We start from the raw sequence: 19,947 nt of genomic DNA on the forward strand, positions 1-19,947 counted from the left end.
CTCCCGCGATCAGAGCTTGTTGACCGGAACCTTCAGCATCTGGTTGCCGTCCTGATCCGTCGGGATGTCTCCGGCGCGGATGTTGACCTGGATCGACGGGATGATCAGCGTCGGCATCGCCAGCGTCGCATCACGCTCCGTGCGCATCTTGATGAACTCTTCTCGCGACTTGCCGCCGCCCACGTGGATGTTGTGTGCCTTCTCCTCGGCCACGGTGGTTTCCCAACGGATGTCGCGACCGTTGGGGCCATAGTCGTGGCACATGAACAGGCGGGTTTCGTCCGGCAGGCTCAGCACCTTCTGGATCGAGTCATAAAGTGTCCCCGCATCCCCGCCCGGAAAGTCGGCCCGGGCCGAACCGCCATCGGGCATGAACAGCGTGTCACCCACGAAAGCCGCATCGCCCATCACATGCACCATGCAGGCCGGCGTATGGCCCGGCGTGTGCATGGCAAAGGCGGTCATGTTGCCGATCTTGTAGGTCATGCCGTCGGTGAACAGCGCATCGAACTGGCTGCCGTCGCGCTGGAACTCGGTGCCTTCGTTGAAGATCTTGCCGAACACCTCCTGCACGATCTTGATGTTCTCGCCGATGCCGATCTTGCCACCCAGCTTTTGCTGGATGTAGGGCGCCGCCGACAAATGATCCGCATGCGCATGGGTTTCGATGATCCATTCCAGCTTCAGTCCCTGCTTTTCGATCTCGGCGATCAGCAGGTCGGCATGGTCGAACGTGATCCGGCCGGCCGCATAGTCGATGTCCATCACGCTGTCGATGATCGCGCAGGCGTTCGACGTCGGGTCCTTGACGATATAGCTGATCGTCGCCGTCGCCTCGTCATAGAACCCCTGAACCTCGGGCTTGACGCTCTGGTCAACAGGATAGTTCGCTATGGGCGTCGCAATCGCGTCCGCCATCTTCTGGTTGTGCGTGTCAATGGTCTTCTGATCGTTCATATTCGTGCCTCCTCTTGGGCGCGGGTCCAGCCTCTGTTAACCGCGCGTCATCATCATTTCGTGAACGGCCTCCATGACCCGGGGATCCGATGACCGGGTGACGGTACGGATGCCGTCCGGCAGGTTTTCGACATTTCGCGTGATGGTATCGAAGTTGCGGACCCTCGCCGCCGGTTCGGCGTTTTCCTCGGGCGTCGCATACCGGCCGCGCAATCCCGGCTTGTTCACGTCGTCATGGCCTTTCTCATCCGCTCCGTGGCGACGCTGCGTCGACGCGCCGGCCTTTCCAGGCTTGTGGCCGTATGCATGGGGCCACAGGAAACAGGCGCCGAGCGTACCGACCGCCGCAACGGCAACACCGCCGAGCTTCGGGACGTTTTTGCGGTCATCCATTTCACTCTCCTGGGTTTTGGTCCGTCCGCAACCGAGCTTCTGTTCAGGGCTTCGGCGCCTCGGGCGCGAATCTAAAGTTGAAGAGCAGATATAACTTTCATGACAACAGTTCAGTGACAAAGTCACGAAACCCGCAACCCTTTGGAAATTTTCAGGCGCTCTGCGCCTGTTTTTCCAATGCAGACTTGTCGGTCAAAGTGATCCGTCCGCGCGATTGGGTGATCATCTCGCGCTTCTGGAAATCCTGCAAAACCCGCGTGATGACTTCGCGCGCGGTACCCAGTTCGCTGGCAAGCTGTTGGTGGGTGGCCTGGATTTCATCGCCCCCCTCGGCCAAATCAAGAAGACGCTCGGCCAGGCGCACGTCCAGATGCCCGAAGGCCACATCATCCACCACCCGCAACAGATCGATCAATCGGCGCGAATAGGCCTCGAAGACAAACTGGCGAAAGGCATCCTCTTCCGAGGCCAGACGATCAAACGAGAGCTTCGGCAGAACCACGGCAACGACATCGGTCTCGGCGATACCTTCTGCATTGTAAGCTTCTTCGGCCAACATGCAGGCCGTGGTCAGCACACAGCTTTCACCGGCCTCGACCCGATACAGCACAATCTCGCGCCCGGAATCCGACCTTTGAGAAACCCGGACCCGGCCGTCATACAGAAAGAGAAGGCTGTCGGGCACATTGTCGGGCCCGAATACCTGGGTGCCCTTGGGGAAACGCAGGATTCGGGCGGCTGCCCGCAACCTTTCCCGTACCGGTTTGGGAAGACGGCTGGTGCCGTGGAAACGCTCGGTCCAGTCGGTGATCGTCATCTTGCCTTGCGCATGGGTGCCACGATGCCCTCCTCGATCGGCGCGATGCGGTTCAGCAACTCAGCCCGGTTTGCGGCGATGTCAGCCAACGTCAGATCATCGAGCACCGCCATGAACGCCCGGGTCGCTTTTTGAATCGCTTGGGACAGCTTGCATATTCCGATCAGCGGGCACGTGTTTTTTTCTGGATTGAAACACTCGACCACGTCCAGTGGCCCTTCGGTCAGGCGAATGACATCGCCGATGACGATGTCCTCGGCCGGTTTGGCCAGCCGGAACCCACCACCCCGACCCCGCGTGGTTTCCAGATAACCGGCACGGCCCAGTTCGTGCACGATCTTCACGATATGCGGCCGGGCCAGCCCGTGCACGCGCACGACATCGTCTACGCGGATGCGATTCGGCGCCTTGAGCGCCGCCAACTGCAACGAACGCAGGGCAAAATTGGAATAGGATGTGAGTTTCATGCACGTCTCTTTCGAAAAACTCTATTCAAGATGTAAGTTTTTTGCAAGTTCGGTGGTTTTATCACTGACCGGGATGCGGCACGGAACAACCTGAGCCGATGAAACAGAACCCGAAAGACCGAAAGGAAGACCAATGACCTTGCTTCTTGGAGACGTTGTTCCCGATTTCCAAGCCGACACCACGACCGGCCCAATTTCCTTCCATCACTGGATCGGCGAGGACTGGGCGTTCTTTTTCAGCCTTCCTGCCGACTTTACCCCGGTCTGCACCACCGAAATGGGCCGCACTGCGCAGCTGGCCGACGAGTTTGCCGAACGTGGCGTGAAACCCATCGGTCTGAGCACCGACACCGTCACCGAACACCTGCGCTGGATCGAAGACGTCAACGACACGCAACACACGACCCTGACCTTTCCCATCGTGGCCGACCCTGATCTGAAGATCGCCAAACTGTCCGAGATGATCCACCCAGCGGAATCCGAAACCGCCGCGGTACGGTCGGCGTTCATCATCGACCCCGACAAGAAGCTGCGCCTGACCATAACCTATCCCATGAGCGTCGGCCGCAGCACAGCCTGCACGGTGATGTATTGGCCCGGCTCGGTGATATCTTCCATGAACCCGGCATGGCGCCATGTATAGGAAAAGATGTCCCGCTGATCACGATCAAACCAGTCCTGACGGGTGTAAGCTTCGGCCGGCAACAGATGGAGCATGTTTGCCATTGGGTGCATTCCTCCTCAGGGAAGTTAGGCCAACGATGGAAAGAAGTCGCCCAGCAGCAGGAAAAAACCCAACACAATCCAGGTGACCTGGATACACCAGAACAGGACCGGCTCAGTCGCCCGGTAGACATCGGTCAACAAGAAAGCTTGTCCAGACGAAATGCCAATGACGGTCCAGTACAGAAACAACAGACCCCAGAGAAATTGATAGCCCAGCAGAATTGAAATCATCAGCAAGGCGAACATGGTGTAGTTTGCGATTTGGATGCGTTTCATGCTGGGTCTGCCAGATTTTCACATAGTGAAACTGCCATCGCCTTCGACCGGTTCACCCACTCTGTCGGCATTTCCAAAGCAGCAAGCGATGCCTTGTTGAAGTAAAGCGCCACTATGCCATGCGCTGCCTGTTGGGTGTCCATCTGTGGGGCCTTGGGATAGTTCCGCTGCAAAACCTCAGCAACCTGCGCTTCAAATCCAAGGATCGAAGCCCGGCAGTTTGCCCTGAGCTCGCCATCCTCACTGGCTCGAGCCGTGAGGGCCGCAAACGCCAGGACCAGATCAGGTGACGAGTCTGACTGATCGGAGAATAGGTGGTTCACCAAGACATGCGCGGGATCTGAGTCCGGCAAAGCGGCAACCAATTCGTTCGCGGCACTGTTGAACTGGTCCAACACGTAATCCTGCAAGGCCACGATCATCTCATCCCGGTTGCCAAGATGGTGACGGATCAGTGGGCGGGTCAGCCCCGCCTCTTTTGCAATCACACTCAAGGTGGCACCATCCAGGCCCATCCGTGCAACACAGCGCACAAACGCCTCCATGACCTGACCATAGCGCTCATCGCGGTTTGAAGGGCGTCCCATTGTCCTAGTCCCAATACTTCAGCCGCAATGACGACTGAGCGGTGCCACCGGCTGAGACAGCAGCATCCTTGAATTCCGGAGGTCGGCCGTCGCGGCCCATGGCCGCAAAGGCATAGCCCTCGGTCGGGACCTGGCCTTTCATGTCCAGGTCACCATCCATGTCCTTATCGTAAACAGCGGCAAAAGCGTCGTCTCCCGGTGGCAAATCATGAAACGTGACGGCGGCCTGTGAGCTGGATGCCGGTATCTGAGCCATCGCTGCCGCATTGGTTGCGCCCATTGCCTCAAATGCGTCAGCTTTACTGAAGCCGGCCACAATGACCGCTCCGTATTCGTTTCGCAGGCCTTCAACGGCAACCTGAAATGGAGCGTTATCCGAGGATTGGGCAAAAGAGCTGTTTGCAATAGCAAAACAAGCTGTCATCGACGTGTACTTCAACAACCGCATCCGATCACCATGAGCTGTGATGTTTATGGAGATGTAAGCGGACGGAGTTTTATTGTCAATAATGACAATAATAAGTTGATCTCTGCCAAACCAAATGCGAAGCCCGCGGAATGACACTTTGAGCGCTTCTCGCCTGTGCCGCCATACAAAGAGCGTCATCCAGTGTTCAACTTGCGCTCTCAGCTACCTCATTGAAGTTTCTGTTCCATCCGGTCTTCGTTGACCCTCAATTCAGACAACATCCGCTTTGCCCATGACAAAGCGCCGGACGACAACAAAAACACCTCCGGGACGACAAGCCATTCGCCAACCCAGACACCGCCAGAGCGCTCATGTTGATGCAAGGTCAGTTCTCCGATCTGCTCCGATCTTTGGCGCCCAAGCCTAGCGACGGCTTCGGCAAATTCACTGGCCCGCTGGTTACGCTTGTGATGCATTGAAGATGACGCACCCTTGCCGTTTTCATGGCATTCGCACACCTCACCGATGTCGCTGGACGAAAGCAGATTGATGTTGTGGGCTGTTTTGCAGATCGTCGCACACAGCGCGCCAAGTGCGGCAACGATATCGGCCATGCCGTCACGCGCGTTTTGCCAATGTGGTTCTGCAATACCCAGATCAAGCGCCTCTGCCATACGCATCTTGACCTCTGCTTCCGTTCCAACATCGTAGTTGGACAGATCGCCCAGAGGTCCTCCTACCTGTACCAAAAGTCCACGCCGTCCTGCTTCGCTTATCAGATCGTGGCTCTGCTTGGTTCCGGTCATGCGCCGCGTTTGACCCTCTGGATCAAACGCTTAACGCTTTGACCTATCTCATCTTATGGAATCGACGCCCCTTGCACCCAAGCCGATGGTCTTCGGCGGATGTAGCAAGCAGAAGGAGTTCACAGATTGCAGTTACTTGCGATTGATTTAGGCAAACATCTGATCTTTTTTGGTTAAGTGACGCCCAGATGCCGCGTCATCTGTGCATCGGTCAGCCAAAACAAATCACTCATGTCACCGCTCCCTTTGGTCGGCAGTGATTCAGAACTTCAATCCTAAATCAATGGGTCCTGACCCTAGAGCTTATCTTTTGGCCAATGATCTTGCAGCAGTTTTATAGCAGTGCGTCCTGCCTCCAGCGCTCGGTCCGCCTCCTTTTCGTTTTCCGTCAAACGGGCCAGGATAATCGTACCCATCAAGAGCGCCATTGCGGCTATGCCTTGATCCGAGCCGGTTTCCGGCGTGTCCTGCAAAAGGGCTGCCATGCGATCAGACGCCTGCGCGCCCGCGTGCCGGGCAGCACCCTTGGTCCGGGCAAGCTCGGTTCCCATTGCCGCAAGCGGGCATCCATGTCGACTGTCCTGCACATGAGATTGGGATAGGTACTTGGCTATGTAGTCCTGACGTTCCTTCCCTCGCCCTTCACTGGATTCCTCGCGTTCCATTCCTGAAACGACATCATCGACTGCGTGCCGAAAGGATGCCGCGATCAAATCCTCTTTCGACTCGAAGTGCCGGTAGAAACCGCCATGTGTCATTCCGGCTGCCTTCATGACGTCAACGACGCTTGTCGCTTCGACCCCGCGTTCGCGGAACAACTGTGCAGCAGCATCCAGTATCCTGTTGTGACTGCGCCTTTTTTCCGCTTCCGACATTCTCGGCATTTTCGCGCTCCCAGACAGGGTTGACATTTAAGATTATATGTATCATCTAATTTATAGATTGCAATCATCATCTAAAGGAGTATGCCCGTGCCTGCCAAGCCCAAGATCCTCGTCACCAGCGCAAGCGGCAAGACCGGGCTGCAAGTCGCGCTTCAGCTCAGAGCCAAAGCCTATCCTGTCCGTGCGTTCATACGGCAAAGGGATCATCGCTCTGAGATTCTCGAACGCGCGGGCGCTGAACTATTCGTGGGCGACCAGTATTCCCTGAGCGACATGCGCTCGGCGATGAAAGGCGTGCAGCGGGCCTATCAATGCGCTCCGACGGCACCCAATGGGCTCCACTTCAACGCGGTCTTCACAGCTGCAGCTTACGAAGCAAAGGTCGAGCACGTCGTTACGCTAAGCCAATGGCTTTCGAGTGCAGATCACCCATCACTGTTTACACGCGAAGTCTACCTGGGCGACATCCTGATCGGCATGCGCCCGGAGATGTCGGTGACAACGGTCAATGTCGGCTGGTTTGCTGAAAACTACCTGATGATGCTGGGCATGGCGGCCCATCTTGGGCAGTTCTCAATGCCGCTTGGCGACGGCGGCCTGAAGAAGAATGCTGCCCCCTCGAACGAAGACATTGCCCGTGTGGCGGTCGGTGCCTTGACGGACCCGGCACACCATGCAGGCAAAACCTACCGCCCCACGGGTCCAACGCTGCTGTCGCCCAACGAAATCGCCGAAGCAATGGGCCGCGCGCTGGGGCGGCGGGTACGCTATGTCGATATTTCCGAACGAATGATGGTCAAAGCCCTGAAGGCCCTGCGCCCAGCAAACTATTCGGAAGCGGCAGTCACCCAACTTGCAATCTATTCAGAGGAGTACAGGCGAGGCGCCTTCGCGGTAAACGCCCCGACCGAGGACGTGTTTCAAGTCTGCGGGCACGAGCCTGAAGCTTTTGAAAGCATCGTACGGCGCAAGATAGCAGATCAACCGGGCCTGGCACGCAGCCTGTCCGGCAGCATTGGTGCGATCGGCAGCTTTCTAAAGATCCTCACGACACGCGCCTTCGATCTTGATCACGCTCAGAAGCAGCGAGACTACGTGCAGCTCTCATCCGCTTCGTACTGCCAGGACGATGCGGACTGGACGGAAAAACACCAACCCAAGGACGTACAAGCCGCACCGATGCGCGTTGCCTAACGCAGCATACGACGAAGGTTTACCCTCCAAGACGAAAGGACCTTTTTATGATCGTTCAAGACGAACTCATCACTCGAAACAAAGAATTCTCTGCGGGCTTTGACAGTGCCGGCCTGCCGATCCTGCCAAAACTGCGAACAGTTGTTCTAACCTGCGGCGATGCCCGGGTCGATCCCGCGCACATCCTCGGACTGGAGCTTGGCGACGCGGTTGTGATCCGAAACAATGGCGGACGGGTTACACGCGCCGCAATCGAAGAAATCGCCACTCTCGCCTTTCTGGTGAGCGCTATGACGGAGGGCCGCGAACAGGGGTTCAACGTCATCCTGATGCAGCACACACAATGTGGAGCCGAGCGGCTGTCCTATCCGGACCTTCAGGACGCGCTGCAAAAAAAGCTTGGGATCGACTTATCCGAAAACGCAATCACGAACCACGAAAGCGACCTTTCGGCAGACATCAAGCGCCTGGCGGCAGCACCGGAGGTGCCTGACGCGATCACAGTCTCGGCCTTGCTTTATGATGTCGCCACTGGAACAGCCCACGAGATTGCTCCGGCCGTTTCGCTAGGGGCAATGCGGGCTGAGGCGAGCGTAAAACGAATTGCTGGTCGAGGGTGAACGTCTGCCCCCGAATTCACGTCAACAGAAACATGTCGAAAGGACCGATCAGATGACCCCCACAGTGATATTCCTTCTTCAGTTCGCGATGAGTCTCTTTGTCGTTGCCCTCATTGCGGCGTGGTACGTTGCACCCTGGCTTGCACGGCTGTCGGCGGCGGCGGCGCTCTCAATCCTGCTGCTGCCGCATGCTTTCCGACACATCGGAATGAGCTTCATGGTACCAAATCTCAACAACGGAGGGTTGCCCGAGGCGTTTGCAACCAGCGCCAGCTACGGCGATTTGCTCTCGGCGTTTCTGGCAATCGCGGCGCTTATCGCTTTGCGATGGAGATCAATGGCCACCCTTCCGTTGGTGTGGGGTTTCAACATCCTTGGAACTGTCGATCTGGTGAACGCCTTGCGCCAAGCCGAGGCAATTGACCACTTTGGCCCCACTTGGTTCATTCCCACATTCTTTGTGCCCGTACTTTTGGTCACGCATGTGATGATCTTTGCACGGCTGTTGAAGGCCGAATGGCCCAATACGGCGTCGGCATGACAGAACAAATGTGCTTCTCACAAACGGCCCAAAGGCTTATTACACAAGGCTCCGCCTTAACAGAGTTCGCAGCCTGCTTGCAGAGCAAGGTAATGAAATGTCAATTTCTGACGCTGAAAACCGATATGGCTTTTGGCGTATCGGGCAGTTCTCACAAGATTACAGAAAGTGTTTCGGCGAATTGCCATCGGCCACTGTCGATTGAAAACCATAGGCTTTGTGCTGTTTGTAACCTTGGTCTTTCATGGAAGAAAATCCGAAACGGCGCAAAAGCTCAGCTGGCCAGGTTCGGGCCGTATGCCTTTTCAGGCACATGCGCCGTCATGATCCACAATGTCTTGCTCAACTCTCGCGACTTTGCCGCGGTTCAAAACCCGCTGACGCGTTCAATCAGCCAGTACATTGACACTGACCCGATCCCATACGCGGTCAAGACCGTGGCATTTCTACCTGCTGGAAGTGCAACCAGCCGCCAGGTCGCCAGAAGCAAAGTCAAAGCAGCAATAAAGCTCAACTGCCCGGCTTCGACACCGAGGTTGAAGGCCAGCAATGCCGCGGGAATGTCGTCAGATGGCAATCCAATGTCAGCCAAAGCCCCAGCAAATCCAAGGCCATGCAAAAGCCCGAACCCGAAACAGACGATCCAGGGTTTCTGCCTTGAAAGCCGGAACCGTCCTTCACCGCCTTTGACAATCTCCATCGCCAGAAACACGATGGACAGTGCGATAACGGCCTCGACCGGTGGTCCGGGAACATTCAAAACGCCAATCGTTGCCAGCGCCAGTGTTATTGAATGCGCAAGTGTAAACGCTGTTACTGCCCCCACAAGTTTCCACGGATCACGGACCAGAACAAACAGCGCAAAGACAAACAGAAGGTGATCCCAGCCTTCCAGTATGTGCTCGAAACCCAACTGGGAATACGCGGCAAACACTGACCATGTCGACTGTTCAGAAGGTAAGATTTGGACACTGGCGTCCGGGGTAAAACGAAGCGTTGCAGGTTGGGCATCGAGGGGATGCACACGCGCCAGCACGTCATTTCTCTGAGTCTCAAGGCCTTCAATGGCAATGGGTTGACCTGCGACATCCACCTGGCACTCGACGACCCAGGACGAAACCCACCCTCGACCGTCGGAAACGGGATCAGGGCCACGCGCAGGTGTGCAGCCATCTGGCAATATGGCGTCAATCGCCATCGGTTGGCCATTCACATCAGGCTTTCGCCAATGAACGCTCCAGGTGTCAGAGGCAATTTGACGAATTTCCAGATATCCCGGATCAAGCGCGTGCGCAGTGGCGAAATTTGCAGGCCACAGGAACAGCAGCGCAAACAGGAAGCAGACCAAAACTCTCATTTGGCAGGGCCTGAAAGATCGGGGGCCACAATCTCGTAGTTTTCGGCAAGCGTGTCGTATTGCGCTTGCGCCAGAGCTTCACTCATTTCCCGACGCCAATCCCGCAGCACCGCGTCGTGGATTTCAGCCAAAGGAGGTGTTCGACTGGGCTCGATAGCGACGACCTGAACAAGGTGGATACCGTAACCCGACCGGATCGGCCCCGTCCACCGACCTGTTTCGACCTCTGTGATGCCTTTCGAAAACCCTCCTCCGAAGACCGACTCGATAACCCGCGTCGCGGACAAGGGCATTGACGCCGGCAGCAAGGTTGAACCGCCCAGATCGGAAACGTCTTGCTTGGCGCGCAGGGTGGCCAGCGCATTCTCGATTTCGGCCTCTCCGGGCTTTTCTCCAAGAAAGACCTGATGGAAGGCCACCATGACAGGCGTTGCATAGCGTTCCGCGTTTTCCTGAAGAAAGGCCTCCAGGTCTTCGTCCTCCGGAACGATGGAAGTGGCAATGGCTTCGGTCAGATAATCCATTTTTTGGCTCAGCCGGGTCCTTATCAAGGGATCTCCGCGATCCAGACCAAGCTTTCTTGCCTCCCTGACCAGAACCTCTTCACGAATGGATGCATCGACCAACGCCTTCAGTTCCGCATCGCTTGGCGGGCGTTTCCACTGTGTTTCGAACCGAGAAGACAATAATGCGACGTCATTTTCGTCGATTGTTATCACCTCAAGATCTTCGACGGTCTCGTTGTCCGGCGCAACAATATGGAACCAAATAAAAATAGCCGCTCCAATCAAGAAAAAATGGAACAGAGGTTCTTTCAGTATTCGCATGGAGTCTCCTGCGTAAAACGTGCTCAGGTTCTACATACAGATGCTGTCATCAACCGGTTGGGTTTTGCAAGAAAACGAGCAGTCCGGGTGTTCCGGAAACGTGGTGAATTCGCCGAGGTGGAAATCACCGCCCCGGCGCTCAATTCGTGGGTCGAGCGGATCACTCTGCCGGGGTGTACCAGATCGGGGACGAATAGGCGCGTTCCTGATGCGTAAGCACTGCATCCTCGGGCAATTCGATACCATACCTCAGCTTGTCGTACAGGATCCAACGCGGCGTTGGGATCTCGATGGCGCGGACGTAGTAAAACGCGCGTGCATTCGGATCGAAATCCGGGTCTGACCATACGGTGACAAGTTCGGCCGTTCCGATTGTGTTGGTCCAGCTGGCGGTGTCCACGTCCACAGTGTTCCCGACCGCAGGGACCTTGCCGTTTTGATCGACCTCACGGTTATCCGACCATGCCACGTCGTAGACCTTTTCCTGCAATTCACCTTCTGGGTCGAGCCATCCCTTTATCACTTGAACGCGGTCCAGATTGGCACCAACCGGGTCGCGCAGAGCGGCGATCAGGAAACTTGGCGCAGCCTCACCCTCGCGCGGGCGCAGGTCCGAACCCATTGGCACGCCTTTGGTATAACCAACATTGGCAAGGAAACGGGTTTCAACATCGGCGTCACTGAAATCCCATCCGCCAAAGAACCGCAGACCAATCCTTGGCCCGGTCGTTGCATAGGTTTCGCGGCGCTTGAAGGCATCAAAGATCGCCGCGCGCGTATTCTCGGTGGCCCAGACCGCCGTGTATCCGGAGGCGACAAGCAAATCGCCGGGAATTTCACCAAGGTCATTTGCGATGAACGGATGCTTGATACGCGAGGCAGAGGGTTCGACGCTGACGGATTTTCCAAAGAAGTTGTCTTCCTCGGCCGTAGCCAGAGAGGTATGGCTGTCCGTCGCGCCACCCATGCCGAACTTGTATGGGTTCACGCCAAACTTTTCTTCCAGCATCAAACCGCGCTTCAGCGCCTCGCGAGCGTATTCACCAGCCAGCATGTCATCGGTCTTCAACTCGGTAATATCCAGATTGCCGACGTCCCAGTTCTCATAGTCCGCAAATTCGTCATCCGGGCTCAGGAAAGGGTGCGCTTCGCCGTCACCCTTGATCTGCGTGACCTCATAGTGGGGCTCCCATTTCGCGCGGGCAGCGACATATTCCTCGTCAACCTTGCCGCCGTGATACGTGTCTTCGGTTGGGAACATCCACCCATTTGACAGGTTTCCGTTATGGGCAAAGGCAACTGCTCGCCCCCCCGTTTTTTCCTGATATTCTTCAAGCCAGGCGTATAGCGCCTTTGGATCCGTATCACCGTAGGGCGGCTGCGTGACCGGCGGCACCATCTGAAGCGCCCTGATTGGCCCATCGCGCAGCATGACATTGCGGTGCAAGTTGAACCCTTTCGGCACCGAGGTCCATTCAAAGCCGATGAAAGCGGTAAAGGTGCCGGGATCATTGTGCCGCTCGGCCGCCAGAACAATGCTTTCCCAGGTGAAGGCAAAAGCATCGGCACCGGGGCTGTACGACTCCAACAGGACTTCTGGCAGAGTCATTTGCGAAAAATTGGTAATGATGTCGAAAGCCGCTTTACCGGCTTCTTCCCCGCCGGCTTTGTACCCCTCGTACCACTCCAGCCCTTTCGGATCGGAAAGAACGCCCGGCTTGCCGGCCTGCAAATCCGGAGCAAACCCCATCAGGTCCGTGTGATCCGTGAGAACCATCCAATCCAACGGTCGTGACAGTCTTACTGGTTGACCCGTCGAAGAAATGACCTGCTCACCCTTTGCGAAACGCCACGCTTCGTCCGGTAGCAAGGTGTTGCCAAAAGCGCCCGCGTCCAACGAAAGTCCAGTGTGGAGGTGAGTGTCACCCCAAAGCGGACGCTCAGGAAATGTGCGTTGAGCATAAGGGGAATACGGTTGATCAGAAAACAATCCCTCGGCAGCTTCTTCGCTGGGTACGGCGTCGGCGACAGCAGCAGCAGGGACCAATACGAGTGAAATCAAACAAGAAGATATCCGAAACAAAGTGACCTCCCAAATCAGGTATACTCAGAGGTGTCGGCGGTTTCATCGCGCCAACATAATATTCACTTTTTCTTATATCACATTCTTTCGACCAAAGAGTTTTTTTTATGAAAGCTGCAAACCCGCGCAATCCGGAAACTCGGCGAAAGCCTCTGGGGCGATCGCAAATCGTGTCCTACAGGCAAGACCCGTCGGGTCATCTTATCTGATAGTAGAAGGAAAGCTTCCGGCTGACGCCCCCCGGCGGGCGCGGGAAAGGTGCGGCGGTTCGAACCTGTTCCTTGGCTGCGCGTTCTATTTCCGGCGAGCCGGAGCTTTCGACGACATCAACCCAGGCCAACGAACCATCCGGGTCAATCTGAAAAAACACACGCGCATAGCCACGACCGGCAACGTAAACGACCGGCGCCCGGTTCAGATGAACAAGAACCTGACCTGCATAGTTCGTGGTGTCCGAATTTCCCGGCCCCCGCCCGCCTGAACGGGTGCCGCCCCGGTTTTGCCGGAAGGCGTCGACACCCTCTCTTTGATACGTCGTCAGAGGTGATTCAATCGTCTGTTCCGGAAATCGCAGAGCGTCAAAGTTGCTTGACGGATCCAACGCACCCCGCAGGGTGGGTTGTGGACGTCGGTCTGGAAGGCGAGGCCGCAATGACGTGGCTACGGCCTGTTCGGATCCGTCCACGTTTGCATCGGGTACGGTCAGTTCGGTTTCTTCATCCAGGGGTTCCGACGCTTCTTCCGGTATCACAGGTTCAAGTGGCGGCGTGACTTCCGGAACAACCGGAGCCACCTCGACTGGTAACGCCGCAACCTGTTGCTGTTCCTCGGACGCCGGTTCCGCGGCAGAAGAAGGCTCAACCGGAGCAACCGGCTCTTGCTTCGGCAACTCAGGTGTTTCGGCCAACGCTTCGGGCCTTGCAGACGCAGCGCCTTCAGCTTCGGCGGCTTCGCCTTCGTCCTCCAGGTTCCGGTCGACAGGGTCCACGACAACCTCCTCCGGCGCCCTCGGTTGGATAATCGTTGAATCCCCGGTGTCGGGCGTGAACGTCTCTTGCGGGTTCGGCGAGGCAACGCGGGCATCACTTGTCGGAACCTCTGCCTCCTGCGGCTGGGTTGGCGGCTCCACCGGAGGGGTTGGCGGTTCATCCGGCGTGGGCGGTACGGGTTCAATCCTGGCATCGGCCAACTCTTCAAACGCGTTGCTGAGTTCGATTGTGTCGGTACCGGTTTCCCCGGAAGCCGGATCCGACAACTCTGGCACCGTGACAATCAGGCCGATCAGATGCACCAGTACGGAAATCGAAATTGCAATGATTGCAACAAAAACGGACCGCCTGATCATTCGAGGGCCTGTTCGGTCACCAGAAAAACGGTTGGCGCACCCAACCGGCGCAGACTGCTGGTGACTTCCATCAATCGAGAGGCCGACGCATCCCTGTCAGGTACGATCCGCACGGGTCCCGAGTCATGCGCGGCCATGAAAGCTTCGGCCTCGATCGGATTGCCCCGAAAACTCAGCGTTCCGTCACGATGAAGAACAAGCGCATCCGGCGGCTCGCGGCCTTCAAGATCCGCAGTATTCACCAAATCCAGATCGGGATCCAACCGCGGTGCAATCGTACCCGCAATCAGAAAAAAGATCAGGATCAGAAAGACGACGTTGATCAGCGGAATGGTGGAATCACGATTTCGACCGGGCCGGATATAGCGGATCATTGCCTCACTCCAACACCCTGACCGTCAAACCTTCGCGCCCGCGCAACGGGACAAGCAGGTCCACAAGACGTTGCGCAGTTGTCCCGGGATCAAGGCTTACCAGCACCTGACCGGCTTTGACCTGATTGAACAATTCCTCAAGCGACAGGGGTTGGCCATTCAGGGCAACACGTGAGGGGCCAAGTTGCACGAAAAGGCGCTCGGGCGGCGTAGCATCAGCATTCCCGCCTGTGGCGGCGCTGCTCAACTCGATCTCGCTGAATCGAGAAAACGTTGAGGACAGCATGAAAAACAGTAAAAGCAGAAAGATCACGTCGATCAGGGGCGTCATCGACATGCGCCGCCGCACAAAAGGCGCAGTGTTACGCATGTTCTGGGGCGACCGGGACCTGTGCGGCCGCCTCTGTGCTTTGGATGGAATGACCGGGAACCAGAACCGTACGCAAAGCCTTGTCTGCAAAAACACGCTCGCGCGCGGTTCGACTTTCAAGCCAGGACAAAACCATCGATGTTGGCATTGCAACAGCCAGACCCACAGCGGTGGTGATCAGGGCCACCCAGATACCGCCGGCCAAAAGTGACGGATCAACCGATGATCCAGCGGTTTGCAAGCTTTGGAAAGCGCTGATCATTCCCAGAACCGTACCGAAAAGACCCAGCAACGGCGCCAGCTGCGCCACGGTGTCCAGCAAGCGAAAACCGCGTTCCAGCCCGGCGAGCGCCAGACCCGCTTCGGCATCCAGCCGGTCATCGGCCCCGGGAACACCAGATGCGTTCATCGCCGCGCCCACAATAGGGGCAAGATAGCTGCTGCTGTCCGCCAGCCTGGCGCGTGCCGTACTGTGATCTCCTGCGTCCCAGGCTGCCAGAGCTTCAGACAGCACCCTGTGCCGCCCGACGCCGCAGGCGGCAAATTGCCAGAGCTTGTAGAGAGTGACAGCCAGCGTCAAAACCGACATGGCGATCAATATCGCCACCACCGGCCCGCCGAGTTCAAATATCTCACGAAGTGCGGCTAGAGGATTCATCCCAACAACCCCATTTCCACCCTGCTGCTCAGCGTCAGGGTGCTGTCGCATATGTCACTTTCGGAACCATCCACGACGCAGGAGTTCGCGCCGTTGATCAAGGCTTGCCCAACTGTGTCACATGTTCTGTTGGGAAGATCGAACTGGCGCACCCGGGGCCGGTCGGCGGGCAAATCGCGAAAATCGAACAGAGAAAGGTTCAACACACCACCTTCGGTGTCGAAAATGACGGTTTCGAACACGGCGCCGTCGATCGGCTGCCCGGTTTCATTCTTGACCAGAAACGTCAACCTGCACGCGCTAGCAACATCCTCGGCCGAGTTCAGTTCCACGAAGAGCCGGGCAGAGGATTCGGCCTGGGATTGTGCAGACGCTGTGGACAGCAAACAGCCAGAAAACATGGCCGCGACCATAATGCGACGAAACAGCATGAACAGACTCCGTGTTGCAGCGCTGGAACAATCGGGCAGCGACCGTCAGCTTGCCCAACTGCGTTTCTACCCGAGGGACATGTCACATTAAAGAGCCGCGTAGGGTGGCAAAGCAAAACGGCCTTCAGCGCGGATTGATATACGTACGTTCATGGCAAGACATACGTTGCGCAATTGGAATTTCAACTGCGCCCAAGGTTGCACTGCGCATCAGGACAACCAGCAAGTTGATGTCGGTTCAGTTTTGAAAAGTCGCTCTTTTTCCAAACAGATGCTTAACCCGCAGTAAACGTGCGAAACTGCGCCCGATCAAGCCTTCACAGAAGCGCGCCCAAAGCGACTTTTGAACGTCGTTTTCACATAATTCTTGCTAAGAGCGCGAAAAATAAGCATATTTGTCTACGTTTTTAATGCATATAAAAGATAATAATACGTTTTTTGAGAGGCAAGCGTCGAGCACAGCGCGGTTTCCGCGCGTCAAAACCCATTGGGGGAAGGGGTTCGAGTTTGTCGTTGTTAAAGATTGTAATGGTTCTTTGCGTTGCCGTGGCCATACCGTCGCAGACCATCGCCGAAATTGGAAAAATCATCAGCGTCCAACAAGGCGCCCAAGTCGTTCGCGCGGGAAAAGCACAACCTGTTTATTCAGGAATGGAGGTTGCGTCCGGCGACGCGCTCAGCACGGATCGGACCGGCGTAATTCAAATCGTTTTTGTGGATGACACCAAGATTGCCATCGGCCCCAACGCACGCATGGTGCTGGATGTGTCCATGCTGCGAAACAACCGCAAAGCCAAGAGCTTTGCCGTTCAGGCCTTGGGTGGCAGTTTTCGGTTTATTTCCGGGAAAAGCCGAAAGAGAGCTTACTCGATCAGGACTCCGTCGGCGACAATGGCCGTGCGCGGCACCACCTTCGATATGTGGATCGTGTCGGAGAAACAAAGCGCGATGCTTGTCCTGCAAGGTACGGTCCGCATGTGTGGCAGTCAGGGCGCGTGCAGATCCTCGGGACGTCAATGCAGCATGTTCGCAACAAGCGGAGACGGAGGTGTCGGACGGCCTGCCGATCAGGCCCAATACGATCAAGCGCTGAAAGGCGGGTTTCCATTCGTTCAGTCCCAGGACGGGCTGCTGCCCCCTTTGCAGGTACGGGTTGAAGGGTGTTCAGGTGATGGAGCACCCATACGGCGTGTCGAGGCGGACCGGTCGGAAGCCGGTAGAGCGCCTCCTCAGCAACGCGAAGCGCAGAATACGGTCACTGAACCTTCGCCTTCGGCGAACAATGACCCGGAAAGAGAAGAGCCGGACCATGCAGAACCCGAACGGGAAGAACCAGAGCAGGAGGAGCCCGACAGAGAAGAACCAGAGCAGGAAGAACCTGAACGGGAAGAACCCGAACAAGAGGAACCCGAACGGGAAGAACCGGAACCTGAGGAACCCGAACGGGACGAACCAGAGCGGGAAGAAACTGATCCGTAATTGCTCGGGAATTGCTGCTGAACACGCAGTTCCAGTTCCATTTGTCTGGAGGATGGTGTGAGCGACAAGCTGCGGAAATCCAGGAACGGGCGATGGGCCTTCCGCCTCGTGGGGCTGGGTCTGATCCTTTTGGGTTGCTTCATTCGGGCATGGGATCCGTACCCCGTTCGAATGACGCGTCTGATCTATTTCGACGTCTTGCAAAGACTGTCTCCGCGGGAGTTCAATCCCGAACTCCCCGTGCGCGTCGTGGATATCGATGAGGCTTCGCTTGCCAGCTTTGGACAATGGCCATGGCCCCGCACTTTGGTTGCGCAGTTGGTGCAAAATCTGGGTGACTACGGCGCCGCGACGATTGCCTTCGACATGCTGTTTGCCGAACCCGACCGGTATTCGCCATCTCGCCTTCTGAACGATCCATCGCTGGCGGGCGTACTGACTGTGGAACGCCACGCCGAAAAGCTGGACAACGATGTCGTGCTGGGGATGGAAATGGCCAACTGGCCCGTGGTTCTGGGCGTGGCCGCGCGATTGTCAGCTGAAGGGGAACCCGTTACGGCCAAGGCCGGGCTCATTGAATTCGGGGAAAGCCCCGCCGAGGGGCTGATCTCGGTCCCGCATTGGACGCCAATCGCGCCACCGTTGGATCGGGTGGCGGCAGGTGTCGGCGGGGTCAATGTCTCGCCCATCGGTGGGACCGGCATCGTAAGACGTGCGCCGGTTCTATGGAACGGTCCGGACGGTCCGCTGCCAAGCCTTGCAGTTGAAGCCCTCAGAGTCGCCCTGGGTGAGACCAGCATCTTCGTGGAAGGCGCGCCTGACGAGGCTGGCATCATGCTGGCGGTCGAAATCGCCGGATACCGTTTGCCGACAACCGAGAATGGCGAGCTTTGGCTGAAATACCGGCGGGACACTCCCGACCTTTACATTTCAGCCAGGGATGTTCTGGAAGGTTCCGAAAACCCCGGGCTGCGATCCGAAATCGAAGGCAGAATAATCCTGATCGGAACCTCCGCTGCCGGTTTGTTCGATATTCATCAGACGGCACTGGGCGAAAGCGTCCCCGGTGTTTCAATTCATGCTCAGATGATCGAACAGATTCTGACCGGTGATATGCTCAGCCGGTCTGACGTGACTGCGGCGCAGGAACTGCTTGCCTTTGCGTTTCTGGGGCTTGTGGTGATTGCCGTCATGTCCAGCTTTGGTGCCATCGCATCCTTCATCGCCGGCGGCATTGCCGCCGCAGCCGTTCTTGCCATCAGCTGGCTGGTATTTCAGAACCAATCCATCCTGTTCGACGCCACCTTTCCCCTGATTGGAGGCATCGCAAATTTCGGTCTGCTAGCGGGGTATCTTTTCGTATCGACCGAGCGCGAAAAGCGCCAAATTCGAAAAGTCTTTTCGCATTACGTGGCCCCGGAAATCCTTGATGAAATGGAGAATTCGGGCCACCAGCTGCAATTGGGCGGTGAAAGCCAGGAAATCACCGTGATGTTTTCGGATATCCGGGGATTTACCGCCCTGTCCGAGTCCGCAACGGCCACAGAACTTGTTTCATTGTTGAACGCGCTGTTTTCCAAGCTTGGGGATCAGATCCTGCATGAGCGTGGTACGATCGACAAGTTCATAGGTGACGCCATCATGGCCTTCTGGAACGCACCTTTGCCCGTTGCCGACCATCCATGCCGCGCAGCGCTTGCCGCGCTCAGGATGCGAGGTGCTTTGGCACAATTCAACGCATCCGACATCATCCGGAACCGAAAGCCGATAGCGCTGGCAACCGGAATCGCCACGGGGCAGGCCTGCGTCGGCAACATAGGATCGCAAAAACGGTTCAACTATACGGTTATCGGAGATGTCGTGAATGTTTCGGCTCGGATCGAACAATGCTGTCGAACGGTCGAGTATGACATTGTCGTCTCAGACGGGGTGTATCAAGCCGGTCGAGATGACCTGGCATTTTTGCAGGCCGGCCATGTTGACCTGAAAGGCAAAACCAACCCAGAGCCCGTTTTTGTTCTGGTGGGAGATTCCACTTTGCGGAAGACCGACGCGTTCCAGGAGCTCGTTGCACGGCATGGTGAGTTGATCGCAGCGTTGAGAACCCGAAAACCTCAGGGCGACATCGTGCGCATGTGTCAGCATTGCGAAAAACTTGCCGCAGATATCGAACCCGGATTGCGCCAGTTCTATCGCGCTTTGGCGGGTCGCGCGGCCGATTTCCGCGCGGTCTCATCATCCGGGACGGTCATGTTCACCCGAAACACCAGAATAGCCGGTGGTGTTTAGGCGGCACTGCATGGAAAAGCCGGCTGACTTAGGCCCCCAAAGCCCTGCGTCAGTGAG

The 19,947-nt window shown here is 56.8% G+C and carries 24 protein-coding genes; 7 read left to right on the forward strand and 17 right to left on the reverse strand.

Annotated elements, in window-relative coordinates; translation table 11 throughout:
* Window positions 1-9 precede the first annotated feature (9 nt).
* The 4 genes from ACR0DJ_RS11275 to ACR0DJ_RS11290 all read right to left on the reverse strand — a co-directional run bounded on the left by ACR0DJ_RS11275 (window position 10) and on the right by ACR0DJ_RS11290 (window position 2,634).
* Window positions 10-894: an MBL fold metallo-hydrolase gene (locus ACR0DJ_RS11275; RefSeq protein WP_257601397.1), complete on the reverse strand. Its 885-nt coding sequence runs from the start codon at window positions 892-894 to the stop codon at window positions 10-12.
* 99 nt (window positions 895-993) lie between these two features.
* Complete coding sequence (locus ACR0DJ_RS11280; RefSeq protein WP_480684983.1) at window positions 994-1,350, reverse strand: hypothetical protein; 357 nt, start codon at window positions 1,348-1,350, stop codon at window positions 994-996.
* Window positions 1,351-1,501: 151 nt separating this feature from the next.
* Complete coding sequence (locus ACR0DJ_RS11285) at window positions 1,502-2,167, reverse strand: Crp/Fnr family transcriptional regulator (RefSeq protein ID WP_170345252.1); 666 nt, start codon at window positions 2,165-2,167, stop codon at window positions 1,502-1,504.
* A complete protein-coding gene (locus ACR0DJ_RS11290; protein WP_170345251.1) occupies window positions 2,164-2,634 on the reverse strand; it encodes an Rrf2 family transcriptional regulator in 471 nt (156 codons plus the stop codon). The genes ACR0DJ_RS11285 and ACR0DJ_RS11290 overlap by 4 nt, the downstream gene beginning before the upstream one ends.
* Before the next feature lie 133 nt (window positions 2,635-2,767).
* Here ACR0DJ_RS11290 and ACR0DJ_RS11295 point away from each other — a divergent pair, with 133 nt between their 5' ends.
* Window positions 2,768-3,277 (forward strand): redoxin domain-containing protein, encoded by a 510-nt coding sequence (locus ACR0DJ_RS11295; protein WP_480684984.1) that lies wholly within the window; start codon window positions 2,768-2,770, stop codon window positions 3,275-3,277.
* 107 nt (window positions 3,278-3,384) lie between these two features.
* On the opposite strand, the gene ACR0DJ_RS11300 is transcribed toward ACR0DJ_RS11295, so the two are convergent.
* From ACR0DJ_RS11300 to ACR0DJ_RS11320, 5 genes are all read right to left on the reverse strand, one after another.
* Entirely contained in the window at window positions 3,385-3,636 is a 252-nt protein-coding gene (locus tag ACR0DJ_RS11300; RefSeq protein ID WP_170345250.1) for a hypothetical protein, read from the reverse strand.
* Window positions 3,633-4,223, reverse strand: coding sequence for a TetR/AcrR family transcriptional regulator (locus ACR0DJ_RS11305; RefSeq protein WP_480684986.1), 591 nt, complete (start codon window positions 4,221-4,223; stop codon window positions 3,633-3,635). Before ACR0DJ_RS11305 ends, ACR0DJ_RS11300 begins: the two co-directional genes overlap by 4 nt.
* Window positions 4,224-4,227: 4 nt before the next feature.
* Window positions 4,228-4,830, reverse strand: a complete 603-nt coding sequence (locus tag ACR0DJ_RS11310; RefSeq protein WP_480684987.1) for a DUF2141 domain-containing protein — start codon at window positions 4,828-4,830, stop codon at window positions 4,228-4,230.
* Window positions 4,831-4,859: 29 nt separating this feature from the next.
* On the reverse strand, window positions 4,860-5,438 hold the full coding sequence (locus tag ACR0DJ_RS11315) for a lyase family protein (protein ID WP_480684989.1): 579 nt from the start codon (window positions 5,436-5,438) through the stop codon (window positions 4,860-4,862).
* 296 nt (window positions 5,439-5,734) lie between these two features.
* Window positions 5,735-6,313: a TetR/AcrR family transcriptional regulator gene (locus ACR0DJ_RS11320; protein WP_480686259.1), complete on the reverse strand. Its 579-nt coding sequence runs from the start codon at window positions 6,311-6,313 to the stop codon at window positions 5,735-5,737.
* A gap of 90 nt (window positions 6,314-6,403) precedes the next feature.
* Here ACR0DJ_RS11320 and ACR0DJ_RS11325 point away from each other — a divergent pair, with 90 nt between their 5' ends.
* The 4 genes from ACR0DJ_RS11325 to ACR0DJ_RS11340 are packed head-to-tail and all read left to right on the forward strand — an operon-like array spanning window position 6,404 to window position 8,882.
* Window positions 6,404-7,516 carry an NmrA family NAD(P)-binding protein gene (locus ACR0DJ_RS11325; protein ID WP_254440004.1) on the forward strand — a complete coding sequence of 371 codons (1,113 nt, stop codon included), beginning with the start codon at window positions 6,404-6,406 and terminating at the stop codon, window positions 7,514-7,516.
* Between the two features lie 47 nt (window positions 7,517-7,563).
* On the forward strand, window positions 7,564-8,136 hold the full coding sequence (locus ACR0DJ_RS11330) for a carbonic anhydrase (protein WP_480684992.1): 573 nt from the start codon (window positions 7,564-7,566) through the stop codon (window positions 8,134-8,136).
* A gap of 52 nt (window positions 8,137-8,188) precedes the next feature.
* Window positions 8,189-8,677 carry a hypothetical protein gene (locus ACR0DJ_RS11335; RefSeq protein ID WP_170345243.1) on the forward strand — a complete coding sequence of 163 codons (489 nt, stop codon included), beginning with the start codon at window positions 8,189-8,191 and terminating at the stop codon, window positions 8,675-8,677.
* Window positions 8,678-8,687: 10 nt separating this feature from the next.
* Window positions 8,688-8,882 (forward strand): helix-turn-helix domain-containing protein, encoded by a 195-nt coding sequence (locus ACR0DJ_RS11340; protein ID WP_374041630.1) that lies wholly within the window; start codon window positions 8,688-8,690, stop codon window positions 8,880-8,882.
* 162 nt (window positions 8,883-9,044) lie between these two features.
* On the opposite strand, the gene ACR0DJ_RS11345 is transcribed toward ACR0DJ_RS11340, so the two are convergent.
* From ACR0DJ_RS11345 to ACR0DJ_RS11380, 8 genes are all read right to left on the reverse strand, one after another.
* Window positions 9,045-10,034: a HupE/UreJ family protein gene (locus ACR0DJ_RS11345; RefSeq protein WP_480684994.1), complete on the reverse strand. Its 990-nt coding sequence runs from the start codon at window positions 10,032-10,034 to the stop codon at window positions 9,045-9,047.
* Window positions 10,031-10,861, reverse strand: coding sequence for a peptidyl-prolyl cis-trans isomerase (locus ACR0DJ_RS11350; protein WP_480684995.1), 831 nt, complete (start codon window positions 10,859-10,861; stop codon window positions 10,031-10,033). Before ACR0DJ_RS11350 ends, ACR0DJ_RS11345 begins: the two co-directional genes overlap by 4 nt.
* A 160-nt stretch (window positions 10,862-11,021) precedes the next feature.
* Window positions 11,022-12,944 (reverse strand): DUF3604 domain-containing protein, encoded by a 1,923-nt coding sequence (locus ACR0DJ_RS11355; RefSeq protein WP_480684997.1) that lies wholly within the window; start codon window positions 12,942-12,944, stop codon window positions 11,022-11,024.
* Window positions 12,945-13,140: 196 nt separating this feature from the next.
* Entirely contained in the window at window positions 13,141-14,289 is a 1,149-nt protein-coding gene (locus tag ACR0DJ_RS11360; protein WP_425079260.1) for an energy transducer TonB family protein, read from the reverse strand.
* The gene (locus ACR0DJ_RS11365) at window positions 14,286-14,663 is read right to left on the reverse strand and encodes an ExbD/TolR family protein (protein WP_170345237.1); all 378 of its coding nucleotides are present in this window, start codon (window positions 14,661-14,663) and stop codon (window positions 14,286-14,288) included. Before ACR0DJ_RS11365 ends, ACR0DJ_RS11360 begins: the two co-directional genes overlap by 4 nt.
* A 4-nt stretch (window positions 14,664-14,667) precedes the next feature.
* The gene (locus ACR0DJ_RS11370; RefSeq protein ID WP_425079259.1) at window positions 14,668-15,000 is read right to left on the reverse strand and encodes an ExbD/TolR family protein; all 333 of its coding nucleotides are present in this window, start codon (window positions 14,998-15,000) and stop codon (window positions 14,668-14,670) included.
* 25 nt (window positions 15,001-15,025) lie between these two features.
* On the reverse strand, window positions 15,026-15,691 hold the full coding sequence (locus ACR0DJ_RS11375) for a MotA/TolQ/ExbB proton channel family protein (RefSeq protein ID WP_170345235.1): 666 nt from the start codon (window positions 15,689-15,691) through the stop codon (window positions 15,026-15,028).
* Window positions 15,688-16,122 (reverse strand): hypothetical protein, encoded by a 435-nt coding sequence (locus tag ACR0DJ_RS11380; protein ID WP_170345234.1) that lies wholly within the window; start codon window positions 16,120-16,122, stop codon window positions 15,688-15,690. The genes ACR0DJ_RS11375 and ACR0DJ_RS11380 overlap by 4 nt, the downstream gene beginning before the upstream one ends.
* Window positions 16,123-16,773: 651 nt before the next feature.
* On the opposite strand from ACR0DJ_RS11380, the gene ACR0DJ_RS11385 reads away from it, so the two are divergent.
* On the forward strand, window positions 16,774-17,601 hold the full coding sequence (locus ACR0DJ_RS11385) for a FecR family protein (RefSeq protein WP_480686260.1): 828 nt from the start codon (window positions 16,774-16,776) through the stop codon (window positions 17,599-17,601).
* A gap of 57 nt (window positions 17,602-17,658) precedes the next feature.
* Window positions 17,659-19,890: a CHASE2 domain-containing protein gene (locus tag ACR0DJ_RS11390; RefSeq protein ID WP_480684999.1), complete on the forward strand. Its 2,232-nt coding sequence runs from the start codon at window positions 17,659-17,661 to the stop codon at window positions 19,888-19,890.
* Window positions 19,891-19,947 lie beyond the last annotated feature (57 nt).

This window comes from Ruegeria sp. BF10, assembly GCF_056538725.1.

Coding starts and splice junctions, on each gene's coding strand:
- ACR0DJ_RS11280 (WP_480684983.1), bottom strand. CDS start 1,350: ATGGATGACCGCAAAAACGTCCCGAAGCTCGGCGGTGTTGCCGTTGCG.
- ACR0DJ_RS11285 (WP_170345252.1), bottom strand. CDS start 2,167: ATGACGATCACCGACTGGACCGAGCGTTTCCACGGCACCAGCCGTCTT.
- ACR0DJ_RS11290 (WP_170345251.1), bottom strand. CDS start 2,634: ATGAAACTCACATCCTATTCCAATTTTGCCCTGCGTTCGTTGCAGTTG.
- ACR0DJ_RS11295 (WP_480684984.1), top strand. CDS start 2,768: ATGACCTTGCTTCTTGGAGACGTTGTTCCCGATTTCCAAGCCGACACC.
- ACR0DJ_RS11300 (WP_170345250.1), bottom strand. CDS start 3,636: ATGAAACGCATCCAAATCGCAAACTACACCATGTTCGCCTTGCTGATG.
- ACR0DJ_RS11305 (WP_480684986.1), bottom strand. CDS start 4,223: ATGGGACGCCCTTCAAACCGCGATGAGCGCTATGGTCAGGTCATGGAG.
- ACR0DJ_RS11310 (WP_480684987.1), bottom strand. CDS start 4,830: ATGACGCTCTTTGTATGGCGGCACAGGCGAGAAGCGCTCAAAGTGTCA.
- ACR0DJ_RS11315 (WP_480684989.1), bottom strand. CDS start 5,438: ATGACCGGAACCAAGCAGAGCCACGATCTGATAAGCGAAGCAGGACGG.
- ACR0DJ_RS11320 (WP_480686259.1), bottom strand. CDS start 6,313: ATGTCGGAAGCGGAAAAAAGGCGCAGTCACAACAGGATACTGGATGCT.
- ACR0DJ_RS11325 (WP_254440004.1), top strand. CDS start 6,404: ATGCCCGTGCCTGCCAAGCCCAAGATCCTCGTCACCAGCGCAAGCGGC.
- ACR0DJ_RS11330 (WP_480684992.1), top strand. CDS start 7,564: ATGATCGTTCAAGACGAACTCATCACTCGAAACAAAGAATTCTCTGCG.
- ACR0DJ_RS11335 (WP_170345243.1), top strand. CDS start 8,189: ATGACCCCCACAGTGATATTCCTTCTTCAGTTCGCGATGAGTCTCTTT.
- ACR0DJ_RS11345 (WP_480684994.1), bottom strand. CDS start 10,034: ATGAGAGTTTTGGTCTGCTTCCTGTTTGCGCTGCTGTTCCTGTGGCCT.
- ACR0DJ_RS11350 (WP_480684995.1), bottom strand. CDS start 10,861: ATGCGAATACTGAAAGAACCTCTGTTCCATTTTTTCTTGATTGGAGCG.
- ACR0DJ_RS11360 (WP_425079260.1), bottom strand. CDS start 14,289: ATGATCAGGCGGTCCGTTTTTGTTGCAATCATTGCAATTTCGATTTCC.
- ACR0DJ_RS11365 (WP_170345237.1), bottom strand. CDS start 14,663: ATGATCCGCTATATCCGGCCCGGTCGAAATCGTGATTCCACCATTCCG.
- ACR0DJ_RS11370 (WP_425079259.1), bottom strand. CDS start 15,000: ATGTCGATGACGCCCCTGATCGACGTGATCTTTCTGCTTTTACTGTTT.
- ACR0DJ_RS11375 (WP_170345235.1), bottom strand. CDS start 15,691: ATGAATCCTCTAGCCGCACTTCGTGAGATATTTGAACTCGGCGGGCCG.
- ACR0DJ_RS11380 (WP_170345234.1), bottom strand. CDS start 16,122: ATGCTGTTTCGTCGCATTATGGTCGCGGCCATGTTTTCTGGCTGTTTG.
- ACR0DJ_RS11385 (WP_480686260.1), top strand. CDS start 16,774: ATGGAGGTTGCGTCCGGCGACGCGCTCAGCACGGATCGGACCGGCGTA.